At 70.4% G+C, this 18,214-nt stretch carries 15 protein-coding genes; all 15 read left to right on the top strand.

The genetic code is table 11. The features are described 5' to 3' along the window. The first annotated feature begins 10 nt into the window (after positions 1-10). The 15 genes from NM203_RS30355 (at position 11) to NM203_RS30285 (ending at position 18,203) form a co-directional block, all read left to right on the top strand. Positions 11-1,729 (top strand): hypothetical protein, encoded by a 1,719-nt coding sequence (locus NM203_RS30355; protein WP_255064528.1) that lies wholly within the window; start codon positions 11-13, stop codon positions 1,727-1,729. Further along, positions 1,730-2,101 carry a hypothetical protein gene (locus NM203_RS30350; RefSeq protein WP_255064527.1) on the top strand — a complete coding sequence of 124 codons (372 nt, stop codon included), beginning with the start codon at positions 1,730-1,732 and terminating at the stop codon, positions 2,099-2,101. An 86-nt stretch (positions 2,102-2,187) separates the two neighbouring features. Continuing rightward, entirely contained in the window at positions 2,188-2,484 is a 297-nt protein-coding gene (locus NM203_RS30345; protein WP_255064526.1) for a hypothetical protein, read from the top strand. 270 nt (positions 2,485-2,754) lie between these two features. Next, positions 2,755-3,177, top strand: coding sequence for a hypothetical protein (locus tag NM203_RS30340; protein WP_255064525.1), 423 nt, complete (start codon positions 2,755-2,757; stop codon positions 3,175-3,177). 3 nt (positions 3,178-3,180) lie between these two features. Then, on the top strand, positions 3,181-5,805 hold the full coding sequence (locus tag NM203_RS30335) for a hypothetical protein (RefSeq protein WP_255064523.1): 2,625 nt from the start codon (positions 3,181-3,183) through the stop codon (positions 5,803-5,805). 156 nt (positions 5,806-5,961) lie between these two features. Continuing rightward, entirely contained in the window at positions 5,962-6,255 is a 294-nt protein-coding gene (locus tag NM203_RS30330) for a hypothetical protein (protein WP_255064522.1), read from the top strand. A gap of 14 nt (positions 6,256-6,269) precedes the next feature. After that, complete coding sequence (locus NM203_RS30325) at positions 6,270-7,826, top strand: intermediate filament family protein (protein ID WP_255064647.1); 1,557 nt, start codon at positions 6,270-6,272, stop codon at positions 7,824-7,826. A 24-nt stretch (positions 7,827-7,850) separates the two neighbouring features. Beyond that, positions 7,851-9,035 (top strand): transglycosylase SLT domain-containing protein, encoded by a 1,185-nt coding sequence (locus NM203_RS33410; RefSeq protein ID WP_255064521.1) that lies wholly within the window; start codon positions 7,851-7,853, stop codon positions 9,033-9,035. 41 nt (positions 9,036-9,076) lie between these two features. Beyond that, positions 9,077-10,132, top strand: a complete 1,056-nt coding sequence (locus NM203_RS30315) for a C40 family peptidase (protein ID WP_255064519.1) — start codon at positions 9,077-9,079, stop codon at positions 10,130-10,132. 16 nt (positions 10,133-10,148) lie between these two features. Continuing rightward, complete coding sequence (gene eccB, locus NM203_RS30310; RefSeq protein ID WP_255064518.1) at positions 10,149-11,678, top strand: type VII secretion protein EccB; 1,530 nt, start codon at positions 10,149-10,151, stop codon at positions 11,676-11,678. After that, the gene (locus tag NM203_RS30305) at positions 11,679-12,836 is read left to right on the top strand and encodes a cell division protein FtsK (RefSeq protein ID WP_255064516.1); all 1,158 of its coding nucleotides are present in this window, start codon (positions 11,679-11,681) and stop codon (positions 12,834-12,836) included. It abuts the gene before it with no gap. After that, positions 12,836-15,814: a type VII secretion protein EccCb gene (eccCb, locus tag NM203_RS30300; RefSeq protein WP_255064515.1), complete on the top strand. Its 2,979-nt coding sequence runs from the start codon at positions 12,836-12,838 to the stop codon at positions 15,812-15,814. Before NM203_RS30305 ends, eccCb begins: the two co-directional genes overlap by 1 nt. 525 nt (positions 15,815-16,339) lie before the next feature. Then, on the top strand, positions 16,340-16,579 hold the full coding sequence (locus NM203_RS30295) for a hypothetical protein (RefSeq protein WP_255064513.1): 240 nt from the start codon (positions 16,340-16,342) through the stop codon (positions 16,577-16,579). A 104-nt stretch (positions 16,580-16,683) separates the two neighbouring features. Beyond that, a complete protein-coding gene (locus NM203_RS30290; RefSeq protein WP_255064512.1) occupies positions 16,684-17,112 on the top strand; it encodes a hypothetical protein in 429 nt (142 codons plus the stop codon). Between the two features lie 278 nt (positions 17,113-17,390). Continuing rightward, positions 17,391-18,203, top strand: a complete 813-nt coding sequence (locus NM203_RS30285) for a COG4705 family protein (protein ID WP_408633439.1) — start codon at positions 17,391-17,393, stop codon at positions 18,201-18,203. Positions 18,204-18,214: the final 11 nt, after the last annotated feature.

Here is an 18,214-nt window from a genome sequence, read left to right as displayed (position 1 = left end):
GTCTGAATTCATGTCCACCAGGGTCGACACCGACGGTCTGCGCACCGCCGGCCACGGCCTGACGCAGACGGCGACCGACTCGCCCGGCGCGCCGCCCCACTGCCCGCCGGCGACGTCCGACCACGTGTCCGTCTCAGCCGCGGAGACGTTGAACCGGTGGTCATCCGGGCTGTGGACCCTGCTGCAACACGCCGACGGCCTGCGGCGAACCGGCGGCGCGTCCGTGGTGGCCGCGAGCGACCTGATTTGCCACGTCGACACCGCCAACGCGCGGATGATCGCCCGAGTCGCCGACGGTGGCGCGGCGTCCGCCCCGACCGTACCCACGCTTCCGGGGGAGACGCTCGGCGCTCCTGCACCGCTCACCCCGACCGATCCCGGAGCAGCCGCGCTGCCTCCGTCGATGTCGGCAGAGGAGATCGCCGCGCACGTGCACGCCGGACCCGGCACCGGACACCTGCGAGCCTTCGCCGCGCACTGGCGCGACACCGTGGCGCCGCTCATCCAGCAGGCGGCCGATGAGACGCGCGCACACGGCAGCGCCATCAACACCCACTGGGAGGACGGGTGGCAACGAGCCGCCGTGAACGTCGCCGAGCACGCCGACTGGCTCGAGTCCGTGCTGCATCCGGCGGCATTGCGGCTGGCCGATGCCGCGGAGAGGGTCGCCGAGCACACGGACGCGGTCATCCGCGACACGCCACGACCCGAGGAACTCGACGATCTGACACGGCGGTACAACGCCGCGCTGGCCGATTACCGGGCCAGCGGCGGACTCGACGCCGCTCCCGCGGTCGCGCTCGGCGCCGAGTGGACGCGGACCCGCGAAGCGACCGTCGCCGGTTACCAGACGTTCGCCGCGGCGGCGGCGGTGAATCCGAAACAGGGTCCGCCGCCGCTGCGACCCGGACCGGCGATCGTGCGTCCCGGCGGTCCGTCGCGCACCCCGGCGCATTCACCCGATGCACCCTCACCACGAACGCCCGTCGCCGCCGACGACGATGGGGGCGCTCACGGCGGCGAGGACCACGGCGGCGATGGATCGGATCCGGAGGAACTGCAGGCCTCCCACTCCGCCCAGCCGGCCGGGCCGGGCGGACCGCCGCCCAGCGGGCCCACCCCGCCGCTCGCCGCCACGACGGCGACCGGAACGACGACGGCGCCGGGAACGGTCGCCAACATCGCCGGCGCCGTGACGGGAGCCGGTATCGGCGCGATCGGTCAGCTGGCCAACGGACTCCACGGGCTCACGGGCGGTGCGTCGCCGATGTCGGCGCTGTCGGGTCTGTCCCCGCTTCCGGGTCTCGGTGGCGGTCAACCGCCGGTGGACGCACCGCTTTCAACGGGTGACGGCGGTGGCAGCGGAGGACCGGAGTCGCCTGACGTCGGCGACTTCGGGTCGGGCGGCACCGCCGCGGCGTCCGGAGGTGGGGGAGCGGCCCCGGTGTCGAGCTCCAGTCCCGTCGTGAGTGGGGCGAGCGCCGCGAGTCCGTCCGTCGGCACGCCGTCGATCGCCGCGCAGACGTCCACCGGGCCAACGGGATTCGCCGGTGGTGGGATGTACGCGCCGCCGATGGCGGGTGGCCTCGGTCGCGGCGAGGATCCGTCGAAATCCGAGGACACTCGGCGAGTGGTGCACCGACCGGTGCCGAACACGGAACCGGTCTTCGGTGAGGTCGAGCGCAGGCGCACGTCGCGGCGAGCGGACAAGCGGGAGGAGCCGACATAGATGGGCGATAGGGCGCAATTCGCCTCCGACGCACTCGGTCGGATGCTGGACCTCGTCTACGAGTGGGAGGCGAAGGCCGATGCGTTCGTGGCCACCGGCGATGACGATGCGGATGTCGTTGTCACACACGACAGCCGGGGGCGACTGCTCGAGCTGACGATCCGGCCCGGCTTACAGCAGGAGTTGACCGTCGACGAGCTCGAGGAGGCCGTCAACGACGAGATCGGCGAGAACGCCCTTCGGGCCCGCGAGGGGTTGGAGGCCTTGAGCGAGGAGTTCCTCGCGAACTTCGCGCACCTCCCGGAGGAATTGGCGCAGCATCCGGTCGCCGTGGAGTTCGCGGAGGCCCTGCGCGCGGCGGGTTCTACGTGACCGGGGTCGAACGGTTTCAGTGAGTTAGGGATCGGATCGCGCCTTTAGGATTGAGTGTCGAGCAGGAAAGGGAGGTTCGATCGCCGATGGCCGAGAACCCGATCAAGATCGAAGCGCCGGCGTTCGGTCGGACCGCCGCGCAGTGGTTCGCCGAAGCGCCGACGTCCCCAGGCGCCCCGCCCGTTTCGGCGGTGGCGGTGCCGAACCCCCTCGACGAGTCCGTGTTGGCGGTCCTGGCCGAGTGGCCGGCCGTGCACGAGTCCCTGGTGGCGGATCGGCTGGCGAAGGCGACGGCGTTCACGACCGCCAACGGCGGTACGACGGCGATCCTGACCGCGGAGGACGCCGCCAACGCCGCAGACATCAGCGCGATCGAGGTGTGATCCGTGACGAACCCCTATCCGCCGATGCCCACCCCTGGCGGCTCTCCGCCTGCCAACACGCCGATCGCGTCCGAACCCGGTCATGCTCCCGAATACGGCCAACGACAGGATGTTTCGTCTCCGTGGTCACCCGGGCCGCCTCCGTCGGCGCCACAGGGTCACTACACGGGCGGACCGTGGCAGCCAGCGCCTCAGCAGCAGCCGGCTCCTCCGGGCGGGAAGCCTCGCCGTGCACTATTAGTCACCGCCGCCATCGTCGCCCTGGCCGCCGTGTTCGCAGCGGGTATCGGCGGGGTGTTCGTCGGAAGTCGGTTGAACACCGAGCCGGCCGATCAGCAACAGACGCAGGCGTCACCGCCAGCCCCGACCGATGCTGAGGTGAACGCCGCGACCGTGGACTTATGCACCCGATTCGCGGCCGGTTACCGAGCGATGCCGGCTCCCCAGAACACCGGCTTCGACATCGTGCCGACGTTGGACTACATCGCGGATGCTCTGCACGACAACCCCTTTGCCGATTCACGTATTCGGGAGGCTGTGCAGGACAGCCTTCGGCTCGGCCGCGACCAGGCCTCGAATTTCAGCAAAGAGGCTGCGAGAGGAGCGATTCAACCAGCCACAACTTGGTCGGTCGAGGCGGCGAACAAGGCAGATCAGCGAGTCTGGGACCTCTGCCGCGCCTACGAGGCGTAGGCGATGGCGAGTTCGACGAACACCGCATCGACTACCGCGGTCGCGAGCACGGCCGGCGGAGCGGCCAAGACGGCATCCGATATCGCTAGTGCCGTGGAGGGGGTCGGGCAACGGCTCTACGCCGACGCCGTCCGCGTCGCGAAGTCCGCCGGCAGCGGCACTGCCCGGACCGCGGCGTCGGAGGCCGGCGACGGTCCGTTCGCCCGTGCGATCAAAGCAGGCCGGCGCTACAGCGACGGGCTCTACCAGCACCTGAGGGACTGGCAGGACTTCCACGACGGTGTGCACCGCGAGCTCGGCACCGCGCTCGATCGGTCCAGCGGCTACGAGAACCAGTTCAACGACACACTCACCGGTGAGGCCGGCGACGCCGTTCAATCCGACCTCCGGGCCAACAGCCGACTCTGGGGAGCGCACCAGGACAAGCACGAATCCGCCAGCCAGGCCGCGCACACCGCCGCCTGGAAGGTCTCCAACGCACAAGGGGAGATCGACGACCTCGCCGAGGCGGGAGAACGCGAATTCAACGACGCAGTGTGCCGCAAGGATCCGGTCGCCGCCCTGGACGTCTACACCAGATACAGCACCGAGGCCGACAACGTCGTCGCCAAGTACCACCCGGAAGTCGTCGGCCTCGTGCAGAACGCGGGCTTCGACATCCCCCTCTCGCCTGCGTTGGGAGAGCCTGGCGGGACAGGTGAAGGCGAGAACGGCCAGACACGGAACAGTCAACGAAACCCCAAAGGTCCTGCGACTGAAGGCGATGCCACCAATGCTGGCGCCGACAGGAACACACGGCCGAGTGGAACACCGGACGGAACGGCACCGGGAGCGAATCCCGGCGCTGGGACGCCACTAGGGCAAGACTCGACCCGAAATCCCTGGTCGGAGAACAACCTTCCTCCTACCGCTGCCGCTGCCACTGCCACTGCGGATGCCGCGCGAAATCCGGCGCCGTCTGCTCTGCCCTCACGGATTCCTCAGATGCCGTCGGGCGGATCGGGTGGAAGCGGCTCCTCCGGCGGCGGCAGCGGTATGGGTTCGAGCATGAGCTCCGGTCTGGGGTCGGCGACGAAACCACCCAGCTCGTTGGGGTCGCTGTCGGGCGCGAACGCCGGCACGTCGCCGGCGTCGGCCTTGTCGAGCGGATCGCCGGCGCAGGCTGCTCCGTCGCCGATGGCGAACGCCGGCTCGAATTTCCAGTCCGGCCTCGCGTCCGGCATGGGCGCCTCCGGCGGTATGTCGCCGGTGACGCCGCAGCACGTCGAGCCGTTGCAGCCGATGGCCACCCAGCAGCCGATGGTGACATCAAGTGCACCGGTCAGCCCGGCCGGCATTGCTCCGAGCGGCTGGACTCCGACCCCGGACGCCGCAGCCGCGGGTCACGGGGGTGGTAGCGCTTCAGCTGGAGCCACGGGCGGCACGATGATGCCGCCCACGGCGATGGGTGCGGCTCAACCGTTGGCGCCCTACACCCCTGCGGGATCGGGTGCCGGGGGCGCAGGCGGCGGCGCCTCGACGTCGGCGGCTGCCGGTGGATCCTCGGGAGCGCAACCGGGCGCTCCGGCGCAGAGTGCGGCATCCGCCGGGGCGGCACCGCCGATGCTGGCCGGTAATCCCGGTTCGTCAGCGGCGATGTCGGCGTTGGCGGGGACCTCACGCGACGTCAACCCGGATGTTGTTCTCGCGCAGCGTGTCCTGGCCGAGTTGGTGGCGGGGAGTGACGCGTCGACGACGCTGGCCACATGGGCGGTGTCGGTCCTGCGGTCGTCCTTCGGACCGCAGATCTTCGTGGCCGGCAACATGGGTGGCGGGTGGTACCTACCGGAGTCGGTGTACCTGCCGGCGGCAGCGAAGCTCGCCGTGTGCGATCCGGCGCTACCGGTCGGATGGGCCGCGACGTGGATGGGCAGCCAGAAGCCGTCGAGGATACTGATCGACCACTTCGACCGACTACGGGAATCCGTGAACGGCGTTTCGGGACCGGTGTTCTCGGCGTTGGTGACGACCGATCGGGCGGGCACACCGAGCGACTTCTCCGGCGACTACGTCGCCATGGAGCACGTGGAGGCGCGGGCGCTGTGCCCCGAGCCGCCAGCACTCGACGCGGCACACCAACACCGCCTGACGACCATCCACCAGGCGCTCGCGGAGCGGGTGGACGGCCTCGCCGGCCACGCGAATGCGGCGCTGACCGCCGCCACCATCCTGACCAACGTGGTGTACACGGGGATGAAGGCCCATTCCGGCGATCTCGGGTTCGGGCAGCCGCTGGTGGCCGAGGAGGACGAGCGCATCCTGGGCCTGCAGAACCGCGGACTCGCCACCGACGAGGCGTGGGCCGAGTACGACGCCGCGGTGCAGATCCGGGGCGGTGGTGCCGCACTGTGGCCCGAACAGTTCCAGGGCGTTCAGGACAACGACGATTCCGAGACGGCGAAGCACGCCATGCGGCTGTACGAGCACTACTACCGCACGTCGCGGTTCATCGAGTTGGTCAACTGCTGGCGCCGCAGGCCACCGCCCCTCGCCGAGATCGCCTACTGCGCGATCACCGCGGGTTTCGGTGCGGCCGTGGTGCAGACGCTCAACGACATCGAGGTACGGGCAGGCGGACCGCGGGCGTGACGCCACGCGCGGCGGCGAATGCGAAACGATCGCGCGGGTCACTCGGTACGGATCTCCGCCACGCGGCCGTCGTTGCCTTTTATTTGTTCACAATTGCTTGATTGTGTGTAGTATGACCATCACGGCCACAGGCCGTCGCCGAGAGGAGCGAGTCGAGTGGGTGTGACCGGAGACGACGTCGAAGCGTCCGACGTCCGCGTGGCGGCCTCGGCGATCTCGGCCCGGCGGACCGTGGCCGCGGAGGTGAGCGAGAGCGGCTTCGTGACGGCCGTGCGCTTTCTGAAGGACGACGTCCGCCGTTGGGACGCTTACACACTCGGGCGGCGGGTGGTGGACGTCGCCGACGTGGCGCACGACCGCTATCTGGCCAATCAACCGAACCCCGATGGCGGGCAACGGTATCCGTCCCAGGAGGCGGTCGCGGACGCCGAACGCGGACTCGACTTCTAGAGAGGCGCATCGAGATGGCGGAGTGGAACATGCTCGGCGCCCTGATCGGGACGCTGGTCGCCGGCCCGATCGGAGGACCGATGGGCGCACTGGCGGGTTACTTCCTCAACGGGGACGACCCTCCGACGCACCTGCCGAACAAGGCGCCGCCGTATCCAGGGACCACGCCGGGCAACCCGGCGTTCCCCGGCGGTCCCGGTTCACCCGAACCGTCGCCCGCGCCCCCCGTGCCGGCACCGGCTCCGGAGCACACGCCGCCGCCCGCACCTCCGCGGGGAGGCGACGAGGACAGTGGCGCAGCGGCCGACGCCGCCGACGCCGAATCGGCGGCGATCAACGAGATCCTGGATCACCTCGAGGAACTCGACAAGAGCGCCGCGGCGACCGACGAGGCCGTGCAGCGGGCCGCTGCTCAGGCGAAGCTGTTGATCGCCGATCTGCAGCACGACGTCGAGGCGAAGCTCGCCGAGCTCGGCCCCCGGATCAACACCCCGGACGGACAGGCGGAGCTGCGCGAGTTCCTCAAGGAGCGACTCACGACGGCCAAGGACGCGCTCGACAAGGCCATCGCCGACGCCGAAACCGCGGCCCGTGAGACCCGTGAACGGACGCAGCGATATCTGGACGCGGCGAGGGGCGACCACGGCGGCGGCACGGGCGACGACCCGAACACCGATGCGGGAGGAACCGGCAGCGGCGCAACGACTCCCGGCGGCGGCGGTGGCAGCGCCGGCAGCTACACCGATCCGGGCACGTTCCCCGCCTCCGCCGCCACCCCGCCGGCCGACGCGGCACCCGCGGCCGCCCCGTACGGGCAGAGCCTGATGCCGGGAGCGGGGATGATGCCCGGCGGGATGGGAATGCCGTCGATGCCGACGTTCGGCGGGGGAGGTGTACCGGGATTCGGCGGCGACCCGCTGGGCGGGCTCAACGGACTGACCGGGGCGACCCCGCACGGCGACGACGCCGGCTTCCGAGACGACTCGGACCGACTCGGCGACGACCGCGGAAACACCGACGGCCCCGTCCTACACGGCGGAGAAGAACCGACCGCGACACCGGCAGACGATCCCGCGGACACCGGGAAGGACACCGGCACCGAGGCGGCCGCAGCACACTCCGATGACTCGGCGACCCGGTCGGACGATCACGACGGCGAGGGCGACGTGCAGCCGGTCACCGAGCAGACCACGACCGTGGCGCTGCCCGACGGCACCGACGTCGACGCGCGAACCACGCTGGGCGCCAAGGCCGTTGCGGCCGCGTTGCACGGCGCTCCGGTGGCCGACGCCTGGCAGCAGGCGGGGGTGACGGTGCCGCCTCCGGGGACACCGGTCACCGCTCCGATCCCGCCGACGCAGCTGATGGCCGGCGACGTGGGGGTCTGGAAGGACCATCTCGTCATGGCCCTCGGCGACGGCAAGGTGCTGGTCTCCGGGCAGGTCCAACCGCTCACCAGCGTCGACTCCGGCCCCGACTTCCTCGGGTGGATGGACCCCAGCGCCGGCAGGCCGGGCGGTGACCAGGCGCCACCGGCGGATCCGCCCGCGGCGTCCCCGTCCTCGCCGTAACGGGGAGGTTCCGGTGACGATGCCGTGGACGGAAACGCCGTTTCGGAGACCCCGGCCGTGAGCCTGGAGGGGTTCGTGAGATCGGCGGGTGCGGCGATGGGTGTGGCGCGGGAGTCGTTCGGCGTTGGTGCTCTGCCGGCGCCCCCGGCCGGAGTCGGCCTCGCCCCCAACGCATTCGGTGACGGCGCAGGCCGCGCCGCCGACGCGTTCGCCACCGAATCCGCCGTCCTCGACGACCACGTCCGCCTGCTGACCGACCAGGACACCCGCGGCGACGACCAGCTGCACGCCGCGCTCGACGCGGCCGGCAACGGTCGAGGCCGGATGGACGCCGTCATCGACGCCGCCGTCGGCGACGTCACCGCCATGGGCGCCTCCACCGACACCCCGGAGGGCAGGGCCGCGCTGATCGCGGCGATCAAGCGACACCTCGAGGACACCCGTGGCACCCTGGACACCGCCGCCGGTGACGCCGCCACCCGCGCCGCCTCCGCCGGGGTCACCGCAGCCGGCTACGACGCCGTCGGGAACCCCATCGGCACAACCACGTCCGCGGCGACACCCGTGATGGCACCGCCGTCGGGGATGCCCTCGACGACCCCGATGCCCTCGATGCCGGCCCTGCCGATGAGCGGCGGCACCCCGATGAGCGGCCCGGCCGGATTCCCCCTCGGCAACCTGCCCGGACTGTTCACCGGCACCACCCGAGCCGAGCCGGGTGTCGTCCCCTCCCGTGCGGTCGGCGGCGGCTCACCGGCGGCGGCCATCGGCCTGGACGACGTGCGCTTCGAACGGCACGACCTGCCCGGCGGCCGCGCCGCGTACCGCGGGTACATCGGGGCGGCCCTCGACGTCATGGGCATCGAGGACCCCGCGGCACGGGCCCGCTGGACCCGCGGGCTGGAGACCGCCCTTGCGCGTGAATCGGCTTTCAACCCGCATGCGGTCAACCTCTCCGATCCCAACGCGATCGGGGCGCGGTTGGTCGACGGCGCGCCGTCGGGGTCCTCGCGCGGCGGCCTGCAGATGATCCCGGCGACGTTCGCCTCCAACCACCAGCCGGGCACCAGCACGAACATCTACGACCCCGTCGCCAACCTCAGCGCGGCGATGAACTACCTGATGCGCAGGTACCACGTACGACCGGACGGGACGAATTTGGTGTCGGTGGCACAGTTCGACCCCCATCAGAATGGACAGGGGTACTGAGCGTGAGTCTGGAGGGTTTCGTGAGATCGGCGGGTGCGGTAATGGGTACGGCGCGGGAGTCGTTCGGCGCCGGCGCTTCTCCGGCGGCGACCACGTCCGACGTGGCGGTTCCGCCCACCGCATTCGGTGACGGCGCGGGCCGCGCCGCCGACGCGTTCGCCACCGAGTCCGCCGTCCTCGACGACCACGTCCGGGCCCTGTCCGAGCACGACGCCGGCGGCGACGATCAGCTGAACGCCGCGCTCGACGCGGCCGGCAACGGTCGAGGCCGGATGGACGCCGTCATCGACGCCGCCGTCGCCGACGTCACCGCCATGGGCGCCTCCACGAACACCCCGGAGGGCAGGGCCGCGCTGATCGCGGCGATCAAACGACACCTCGAGGACACCCGCGGCACCCTGGACACCGCCGCCGGGGACGCCGCCACCCGCGCCGCCTCCGCCGGGGTCACCGCGGCCGGTTACGACGCCGTCGGAAACCCCACCGGCACAACCGCACCCGCGACGGCGACACCGTCGGTGATGCCCGCCATGACGCCGATGCCCTCAATGCCGGCGATGCCCACGATGCCCTCGACGCCCGCCCTGCCGATGAGCGGTGGATCGCTGCTCAGCGGACTCGGCGGATTCCCCCTCAGCACCCTGCCGGCCGTGCCGAGCCAAAGCACCGCCGCCAGCCGGCCCGGCGGAGCGGGCGCGCCGTCCGCCGACGGCAGCCGCGGAGCGCAGGTCGTCAAGCGGGCGCTCTCGCAGTTGGGGGTTCCGTACTCCTGGGGCGGCGGCGGTGACGGCGGACCGACCCGCGGCTCCGACGGCGTGGGCTTCGACTGCTCGGGCCTGGTGAAGTACGCCTTCGCGGGGGCCGGAGTGGAGGTCCCCCGAACCACGTACGACCTCCAGCACGCCGGGGTTGCGGTGCCGCCCGGTCAGGCGCGGCCCGGCGACATCATGCTGTGCAACTACTCGTCGCCGGGGGTGCCCGAGCACGTGCAGATCGTGCTGTCGGGCACCCAGACGGTGGAGGCGCCCACCAGGGGGTCGACGGTGCGCATCGGGCACTGGCCGTCCGGTCACTTCGAGATCCGACGACTGGTCTAGGAGCGTGGACAGGTAGATGGCCCGGAACAACGGATCCCGCAGCGGCGGTTTGAATTACGCGTCGCTGGAGCAGGTCAGCGCGTGGCGGTTCCTGCGGCACCGCGTCGCCGTGGCGATCGGGCGGCGCAACGTGCGCCTGGTGCACGACCCGTCGAAGAACAGCTCGGCCGCGCTCGCGGTCAGCACCGTCGTCGCGGTGCTGATCCTCGGGATCTGCGCCGTCGTGGCCTGGATCAAGCCGGTCGGTCAGATCGGCACCTCGAAGATCGTCGTCGACCGCGAGTCGGCCCAGATCTACGTCAACGTGGGCGGGGTGCTGCACCCGGCGTTGAACATGGCCTCGGCGCGGCTGATCGTCGGCATGCCCGACAAGCCGTCGACGGTCCCGACCGCCGAGATCCTGAAATCGCCGGTCGGGCCGATGGTGGGCATCCTCGGCGCCCCCAGCGACCTAACCCCGCGCACGCCCGGTGACACCGGATGGGCGCTGTGCGACCGGCTGGGGTCGGTGGGCTCGCAGGTGGTGCCGAAGACCGCGGTGATCGACGGCGTCCCGACCCTCGGCGACTGGGCCCGCCCCGTGCAGGCCCCGGAAGTCGCGCTGATGACCTACGGCGGCGCCGCGTTCCTGGTGACCGGGGGACACCGCTCGGAGATCGACCTGGCCGACAAGCCGGTGACGCTGGCGCTCGGGCTCCCGGTGGGGGACCTGCGGCCGGCCGCGATGTCGCGCGCGATGTACGAGGCGCTGGTGCCGACCGCGCCGCTGCGGGTCCCGGACGTCCCGACCCCCGGCGCGCCCGTCGGGTACGCCACCCCGACGCTTCCGCTGGTGTCCGGCAACGTGCTGCGGGTCTCGGACGTGACGGGCGAGGCGCAGTTCTTCGTGGCGCTGCCCGCCGGTGTCCAGCGGGTCCCGAAGACCGTCGCGACGATGATCGTCAACGCCGGCGTGGTGGCCGGCGCCCAGGTCGTCCCGGCGACGTCGGCGGCGGTGGCGACGATGCCGCAGGCCACCGGTTTCGAGACCTCGCCGTATCCGCCGGAGGCGGTGCAGCTGCTCGACAAGTCGGTGGAACCGGTGACGTGCGTGATGTGGCGCAAGGTCAACGGCGAACCGCAGGCGCAGGTGTCGACGATCTCGGGGAGCCGGCTGCCGATCCCGGTCGGCGACGAGCGCCGCGTCGTGCCGCTGGTCACCGGCGGCGAGGACGTCGCCAACGAGGTGTATGTGACGCCGGAGTCCGCGAACTTCGTCCAGGTCACCGGTGTCGAGCCGGATTCGACCCGCGGGGAGAGCCTGTGGTTCGTCGGCGACAACGGGGTGCGGTTCGGGGTGCCGACCACCGGCGGGGACTCCGACACCCTGACCGCCCTCGGGCTCAAGGACGTCTCGCCGACGCCGGCTCCGTGGGCGGTGCTCAAGTGGCTGCCCGCCGGGCCGGCGCTGTCGAAGGCGGCGGCGATGTCCCAGCACGACTCGCTGGCCCCGGACCCCGACGTGGCCGCCCTGCCCACCCCCAAGAAGAACCAGCCGGGAGCGTAGATGAGCAGGATCGGTTTCATCCGGGAGGCCGTGTTCTCCCCGACCGTGCCCGAGCAGGCGATCGTCGTCGACGACCCTCAGGAGATCAGTCGGCCCGCGCCGTCGCGGCCGCCGATGTGGGTGTGGGTGCTCATCTTCATCGCGGGCGCGATCGGGCTGATGGTGATGCTCTACGTCAGCGGCGCCCGGCAGTTGAGCACCGGCTCGTTCTTCATCTTCCCGATGATGATGGTCTCGATGGTGATGATGATGCGCACCCGCGGCGCCGGCGCGCAGAAGATCAGCGCGGCGGCCAAGAACCAGAACCGGGCGGACTACCTGCGCAAGCTCGACGAGCTGCGCGCCGACACCCACGACGCGGCGCGCGCGCAGGCCCGCGAGATCAACTACCATCACCCCGACCCGTGCGACGGCAGCCTGGCGACTCTGGTCGGTTCGGCGCGGATGTGGGAGCGCGCGCCCGGTATCCGCGGCAACTGGGGGCACGTGCGGCTGGGGTTGGGTGTGACCCGGCTCAAGACCAAGCTGACCCCGCCGACGAAGGTGCCGCCGGAGGACCTGCGCGAGACGGTGACGACGGTGGCCGCGCGCGATTTCCTGAGGGCGCAGAACGTGATCCACGACGTGCCGCGGCCGCTGCACCTGTTCGACCAGATGGGCTGGAGCTGGTTCTACGAACCGGGTCAGCGCGCCACCGTGCAGGGGATGCTGCGGGCGATGGTGTGCCAGTTGTGCGTGTTCCACGGTCCCGACGACGTCCAGTTGGCGGTGATCACCGACGACCTGCCGGCCTGGGAGTGGGCGAAGTGGCTGCCGCACACCGCCGACGACGAGTACGTCGACGCGTGCGGACCGCTGCGGCTGATCTTCGGCGACGTCCGCGCCTTCATGGACCGTTTCGCCCACGACGTGCAGTCCCGCTCGCCGTTCGCCCCGCTGATGGACGGCGTCGCGCCGCCGGCGCGGTGGCTGGTGGTGGTCGTCGACCTGCCCGGCGCGGACTGCGCGCCGATCCTCGGCGACGCCGGCCGGATGGGGCTCTCGGTGCTGGAGGCCACGAACGACGAGCGCAGCGTGGTGGCCAACGCCGAGTGCGCGTTCGTCGTCGACAACATCGGCAACCTGCTGCGTGCCGCCGACTCCAGGGAGGTCCGCTGATGGTGCGCGTGTCGTCCGTCGCACGTGAGGGGCTGCGTTTCGCGGCCACCCCCGACGTCATGGAGGTCGCCGAGGCCGAGGCGCTGGCCCGCGCCCTGGCCCGGTGGATGCCCACCGACGAGGCCGAGCGGCTGCTGAACCAGCGGGCCGCCGAAGCCCGTGCGGGACAGGACTTCCTGGACGCCCTCGGCATCTTCGACGCCCGCACCTGGGACCCGCGGATCGGGTGGAGTCAGGTCACCCCGGCCGAGCGGCTGCGGGTGCCGATGGGCAAGTCGCCCGGCGGGCAGGTGGCCTACCTCGACATCAAGGAGGGCGCGGAGAACGGCGTCGGCCCGCACGGGTCGATGACCGGGCAGACCGGCTCGGGCAAGTCCGAGCACCTGCGCACCCTGGTGCTGGCGTGGGCGGCGCGGTTCCCCCCGGAGACGGTGCAGATGCTGCTGGGCGACTTCAAGGGCGAGTCCGCTTTCGCCGGGCTGGAGAACCTGCCGCACGTGCAGGGCATCGTGTCGAACCTGGAGAAGTCCTCGCACAAGCTGGACCGCTTCGAGCTGGTGCTGCGCGGCGAGCTGAACCGCCGCCAGGAGATCCTCAACCGCACCGGCTTCACCGGGGTCCGCGAGTACGAGGCGGCCCGCGCCGCCGGCCGCGACGACCTCGATCCCCTCGGTGCGCTGATCCTGGTCCTCGACGAGTTCAGCCAGCTGCTGGAACTGCGGCCCGGGATGGCCAAGGTGATGGACGAGGTGGCCCGGCTGGGTCGCTCGCTGTGGATCCACATCCTCAACGCTTCGCAGCGTCAGGACGTCGGGAAGATGTCGGGCATGATCGCCCAGCAGACCTACGCGATCGGCCTGAAGGTGAAGAACGCCGGCGAGTCCCGTGCGGCGATCGGGTCGGCGCGGGCGTGGGAGGAGTTCAAGAACGCTCCGCAGGGGTCGGCGTTCCTGGTCGTCGACGGCGAGCACAGCCGGTACCGGTCGTTCTACGTCTCCGGGCCGTACACGCCGCCGAAGATGAACGCCTCGCAACGGGATCGGGCCGAGGGCCAGTACCTTCCGGTGTCGCGGTTCACCGTCGACGTCGCCCCGCTGCCCGACGCGATCGAGGACGAGCGGCTCGAGGAGGACGAGTTCGAGACCGCGGTTCCGGCCGACGCCCCGTCGCTGCTGACGATCATGGTGGACCGGTGCCGCGCCGCCGGGGCGACCCGGCCGCGGCACAAGCTGTGGCTGCCCGCCCTCGACGAGACCACCGCGATGCCGATCGACGAGGTCGTCGAGGAGTTCCACGGCCGCCCGTGGCACGAGTTCAGCGCCGACGCCGGCCTGGTGGTGCCCTACGGGCGCGAGGACGATCCGCTGCACCACTCGCAGAACGTGGTCGGCACCCGACTGGTCGACGCGCACCTGGGCATCGGGGGCGCCCCGCAGGCCGGCAAGTCCACTGCGGTGCGCACCGTGCTGATGGCGATGGTCATGGCGCACAGCCCGCAGCGGGTGCAGTTCTACGGGATCGACTGCGGCGGCGGGAAACTGCAGAGCCTGGCCGCGCTGCCGCACTGCAGCGGCATCGCCGGGCACGGCGACGAGGAGCGGATCCGGCGCATCGTCTCGGAGGTGGAGCGGATCCTGCGGTTCCGCAAGCGCAACTGGGCGACGTGGGGCGAGACGGGCATCGACCTGACCAAGTTCCGGGCGCTGAAGTTCGGGCCGAACCCGGCTCCGGTGCCCGACGACGGGCACGGCGACGTCTTCCTGGTCATCGACAACATCCGCGTCATCCAGAACGAGATGACGGATCTGCACGACCGGATCAACCAGCTCGCCGAGGGCGCGCTGAACTTCGGCATCCACCTGATCATCGCCAACGACCAGTGGATCACCGTGCGGGCCGAGTCCAAGCTCAGCTCCAAGATCGAGCTGCGGATGGCCGACTCGTCGGACTCGAAGATGGGCAATCGCGAAGCGGCCAAACAGATCCCGGAGGAGCAGAAGGGCCGCGGCCTGGTGCGCGGCGGCAACCACATGCTGGTGGCGGTGCCGTATCTGAGCCGCTACGCCGACCAGCCCACCGAGGTCGCCGCCACCGAGGCCACCGCGCAGGCCGTCGCCGCCCGGTGGGCCGAGCTGGGCTACGGGCGCGCCCCCAAGCTGCAGCAGCTGCCCGCCGAGATCGGCTACCTCGACCTGCCGGCGGCGCCGCGCGGCCAGCTCAAGATCGGCATCGGCGAACGCGAGATGACCACCGTCGGACTGGATCTGCGCTCCACCGCGCACACCCTGTGCGTGGGCACCCGCGGTTCGGGGCGCACCACCTTCCTGCAGACGGTCTGCGCGGCGATCGCCGACGGATACGCCCCGTACCGCGACGCCGACCCCGGTGACACCCGGCCGGTGGCGCAGGTGGTGCTGTTCGACTCGCCCGGCGGCGACGGCGCCCTGATCGACGCCATCGACGCCCGCTACCGCGGGGTGTACGCCTCGACGCTCAAGGACATCTCCGAGGCGTCGCAGGGGCTGGCCCAGCTGGTCGAGCAGCGCCGCCCGCCGGCGGACCTGCCGCCCGAGCAGCTGCGCAACTGGACGCCACCGCCGCGGCCGACCTGGTTCATCGTCGTCGACGACCTCAACCTGCTGTCGCAGTCGGGCGGGTTGACGCCCAACGCGATGATCGCGTTGACCGGGGCCATCGAGACCCCGCGCAACCTGGACATGCACGTCATCGCGGGCACCATCGGCGACAACTGGTACTCGAAGGGCAAGGGCAACAAAGTCATTCAGGCGATGGAGCTGGGCGGGGTGAGCGTGGTGATCCTGGACGGCAACAAGTCGGAGGTGATCATCGACAACGTCCGGCCCGCCGCGCGCATCCCCGGCCGCGCCGAGCTGTACAACCGGCGCGCGGGCGGTCAGATGATGCAGATCGCGCTGCCGCCGGGCTGGACACGGCCGGCCGAGGACCACGATCGCTGACCGGATGCGGGCCGTGAAATCGATCGGCTGACGCCTGCCGACGTTTGAATCCTGCACCTGCCACGCAGGTCAGCCCAACTTACCAGTGCGGCTGACTGTGTTCTGCGGTCTAATCGTCCGCAGCGCGTTCGCAGTACTTTTCGCCGCGACGTCGAAGGCATCCGCAACCGCATCCAGATCGTCCGGGAAAAGATGCGCGAGCTGCGCCCTCAATCGGGTCCTGAACTTGGACTCACACGGACCTGTCGACGTGCACCGGCTCGGCCCCACCCGGCGTGGCGTGGGTTAATCCGCTGGGATCCTGCAGTCCAGTAGCTCACGGCGAGCAGTCATCGGATCGCTCCACTATTTGGTGCTTACGACGATGTCTACATCCGCTTTCAGCGTCTGCACAGCACGGCGCAGACAGCGTGGGGAGACAGCCAGATTGGCTGGGAAAGGAACGAGATGATGAAGCGTAGACAACGACTGGTAGCGGCCGTAGCCGCGGTTCTAGCGGCAGGAGCGATCGGCGGAGGTGTGGTCGTGGCCAATGCCGAGCCGCCGCCTCCGCCCGCACCGACGGTGGTAGACACCCCCGAACCGGGCGACACCCCGGACCTACCGGGCGCACCGGACACCCCCGAGCCGGGCGACACCCCGGACCAACCGGGCGCACCGGACACCCCCGAGCCGGGCGACACCCCGGACCTACCGGGCGCACCGGACACCCCCGAGCCGGGTGACACTCCGGATACGACGACGCCGGCCCCGCCGCCTCGATGAGTGTCTAGCGTTGCGGGGCGTGCGGTTTCGACCGCGCGCCCCGCGTGCTTTCCCAGTCCGGAGCTTTCAGCGTCCATTCAGAAACCCGATGGCACATTGTGGGCATGACAGATACCCCTGAACCCGATCCCGCCCCCGAGTCGGAGCCGCCTCCGGCCGACAGTACTGTGCCACATCAATCTCGTTGGAGCAGACTGAATCGCACCAATCGGGTCGCCAGTCTGACATTGGGTGCAGTCGCAGCAGTCTTCGTCGCCGTGCTGATCTTCGGCGCCGGACTGCTCGCGGGTTCCGAGTTCGGAGACGGCGAGGGTCACCACGGAGACTCCGGCTCCTCGGAGCATCGCGTCGGTGGTGGCGAGAACGAGGGTGACGGCGAGCACCGGGACGACGGTGATCAACGCGACGGTCGCGACCAGAGCGACGGTAGTGCTGAGGGCGACCTTGGCGACGACAGTGACCGCGGCACTTCCGGTCAGGAGCCGCGGACCGAGGCGCCGCAGAGTTCGTCGCCGGCACCTCCGCGACCGTAGAGATCCGGCCCGGACGGTCCGGGTCATTCTGTACAACAACCACATTCGACAGCACGCTTCGAGATCCCCGGTGACTGGTGTCCCCGGGGATCTCGGTCGTCGCGACTGCCGACGGCCCGACGATGAACAGTTATCACGTTCAGCATCTCTTCAGAACCGTTCGGTAACCCTTGGCGGGGTAACCGGCTCGCTGCAACGTGGCGCGGAGTCGACCACTTGCTGAGCCTTTAGGGAGAGAGATGCCAACGCCTGCAACACGTTCAGACACTCGCGTGCGCATGGTCATGCGGAAACTACCTCACGTCACAGTGCTTTTCTGGGTGCTGAAGATCGTCGCCACCACGCTGGGCGAGACCGGCGGCGATCTACTCGCCCAGACACTGAACGTCGGATACCTGGTGAGCACGGTCATCTTCTTCGTTCTGCTCGTGGTCGCGGTCGTGGTGCAGTTGAAGGCGCGACGTCTTCATCCGGCCATCTTCTGGACTGTGATCGCCCTCACCAGCACGGCGGGAACGACGTTGTCCGACCTGATGAATCGCACGGGCGGCATCGGATACACGGGTGGTGCGGCAATCCTCTGCGCCGGCCTCGCGATCGTCTTCATCGCGTGGTGGCGCAGCGGCCAGACCCTTGACGTGGAGAACATCGCGACGTTCCGCGGTGAGATGTTGTACTGGATCGCAATCCTGTTCTCCAACAGTCTAGGCACCTCAAGCGGTGACTTCCTCTCGGACAGCCTGGGATTCGGGTTCAGCATCAGTGCGTTGATGTTGTCGGCGATAATGCTGCTGCTACTGGGCCTGCACTACTTCACTCGAGTGAACGGGATGCTGTTGTTCTGGATCGCTTTCGTGCTCACCCGCCCGCTCGGTGCGACAGTAGGCGACTATCTCAGTAAGCCACTCGACCACGGCGGGCTGGCGTGGGGCACGATGTGGACCTCGGCCGCCCTGCTCGCCGCGCTGATCGGTCTCATAGCTTATCAAACCGTCCAGGTGCGGCGCCACCCCCTGCAGCCACTTCCCGCGCCGACCCATCGGCGCACGGGTGCACCGCAGCGGCCGAACGGCGAAGTGGTGCTGGCGTAATCGAGCGGCCA

The sequence above is a fragment of the Mycolicibacterium arenosum genome (assembly GCF_024320865.1).
GTDB classification, from domain to species: Bacteria; Actinomycetota; Actinomycetes; order Mycobacteriales; family Mycobacteriaceae; genus Mycobacterium; species Mycobacterium arenosum.
The sequence above is the reverse complement of the archived record's forward strand: the minus strand, read 5'-3'. Positions and strand labels throughout refer to the sequence as shown.

What these genes read in the sequence shown, in the direction of transcription:
- eccB (WP_255064518.1), top strand. Translation starts at nt 10,149, where the DNA reads ATGGCCCGGAACAACGGATCCCGCAGCGGCGGTTTGAATTACGCGTCG.
- NM203_RS30285 (WP_408633439.1), top strand. Translation starts at nt 17,391, where the DNA reads ATGGTCATGCGGAAACTACCTCACGTCACAGTGCTTTTCTGGGTGCTG.
- NM203_RS30335 (WP_255064523.1), top strand. Translation starts at nt 3,181, where the DNA reads ATGGCGAGTTCGACGAACACCGCATCGACTACCGCGGTCGCGAGCACG.
- NM203_RS30290 (WP_255064512.1), top strand. Translation starts at nt 16,684, where the DNA reads ATGACAGATACCCCTGAACCCGATCCCGCCCCCGAGTCGGAGCCGCCT.
- NM203_RS30345 (WP_255064526.1), top strand. Translation starts at nt 2,188, where the DNA reads ATGGCCGAGAACCCGATCAAGATCGAAGCGCCGGCGTTCGGTCGGACC.
- NM203_RS30355 (WP_255064528.1), top strand. Translation starts at nt 11, where the DNA reads ATGTCCACCAGGGTCGACACCGACGGTCTGCGCACCGCCGGCCACGGC.
- NM203_RS30305 (WP_255064516.1), top strand. Translation starts at nt 11,679, where the DNA reads ATGAGCAGGATCGGTTTCATCCGGGAGGCCGTGTTCTCCCCGACCGTG.
- NM203_RS30350 (WP_255064527.1), top strand. Translation starts at nt 1,730, where the DNA reads ATGGGCGATAGGGCGCAATTCGCCTCCGACGCACTCGGTCGGATGCTG.
- eccCb (WP_255064515.1), top strand. Translation starts at nt 12,836, where the DNA reads ATGGTGCGCGTGTCGTCCGTCGCACGTGAGGGGCTGCGTTTCGCGGCC.
- NM203_RS30315 (WP_255064519.1), top strand. Translation starts at nt 9,077, where the DNA reads ATGGGTACGGCGCGGGAGTCGTTCGGCGCCGGCGCTTCTCCGGCGGCG.
- NM203_RS30325 (WP_255064647.1), top strand. Translation starts at nt 6,270, where the DNA reads ATGGCGGAGTGGAACATGCTCGGCGCCCTGATCGGGACGCTGGTCGCC.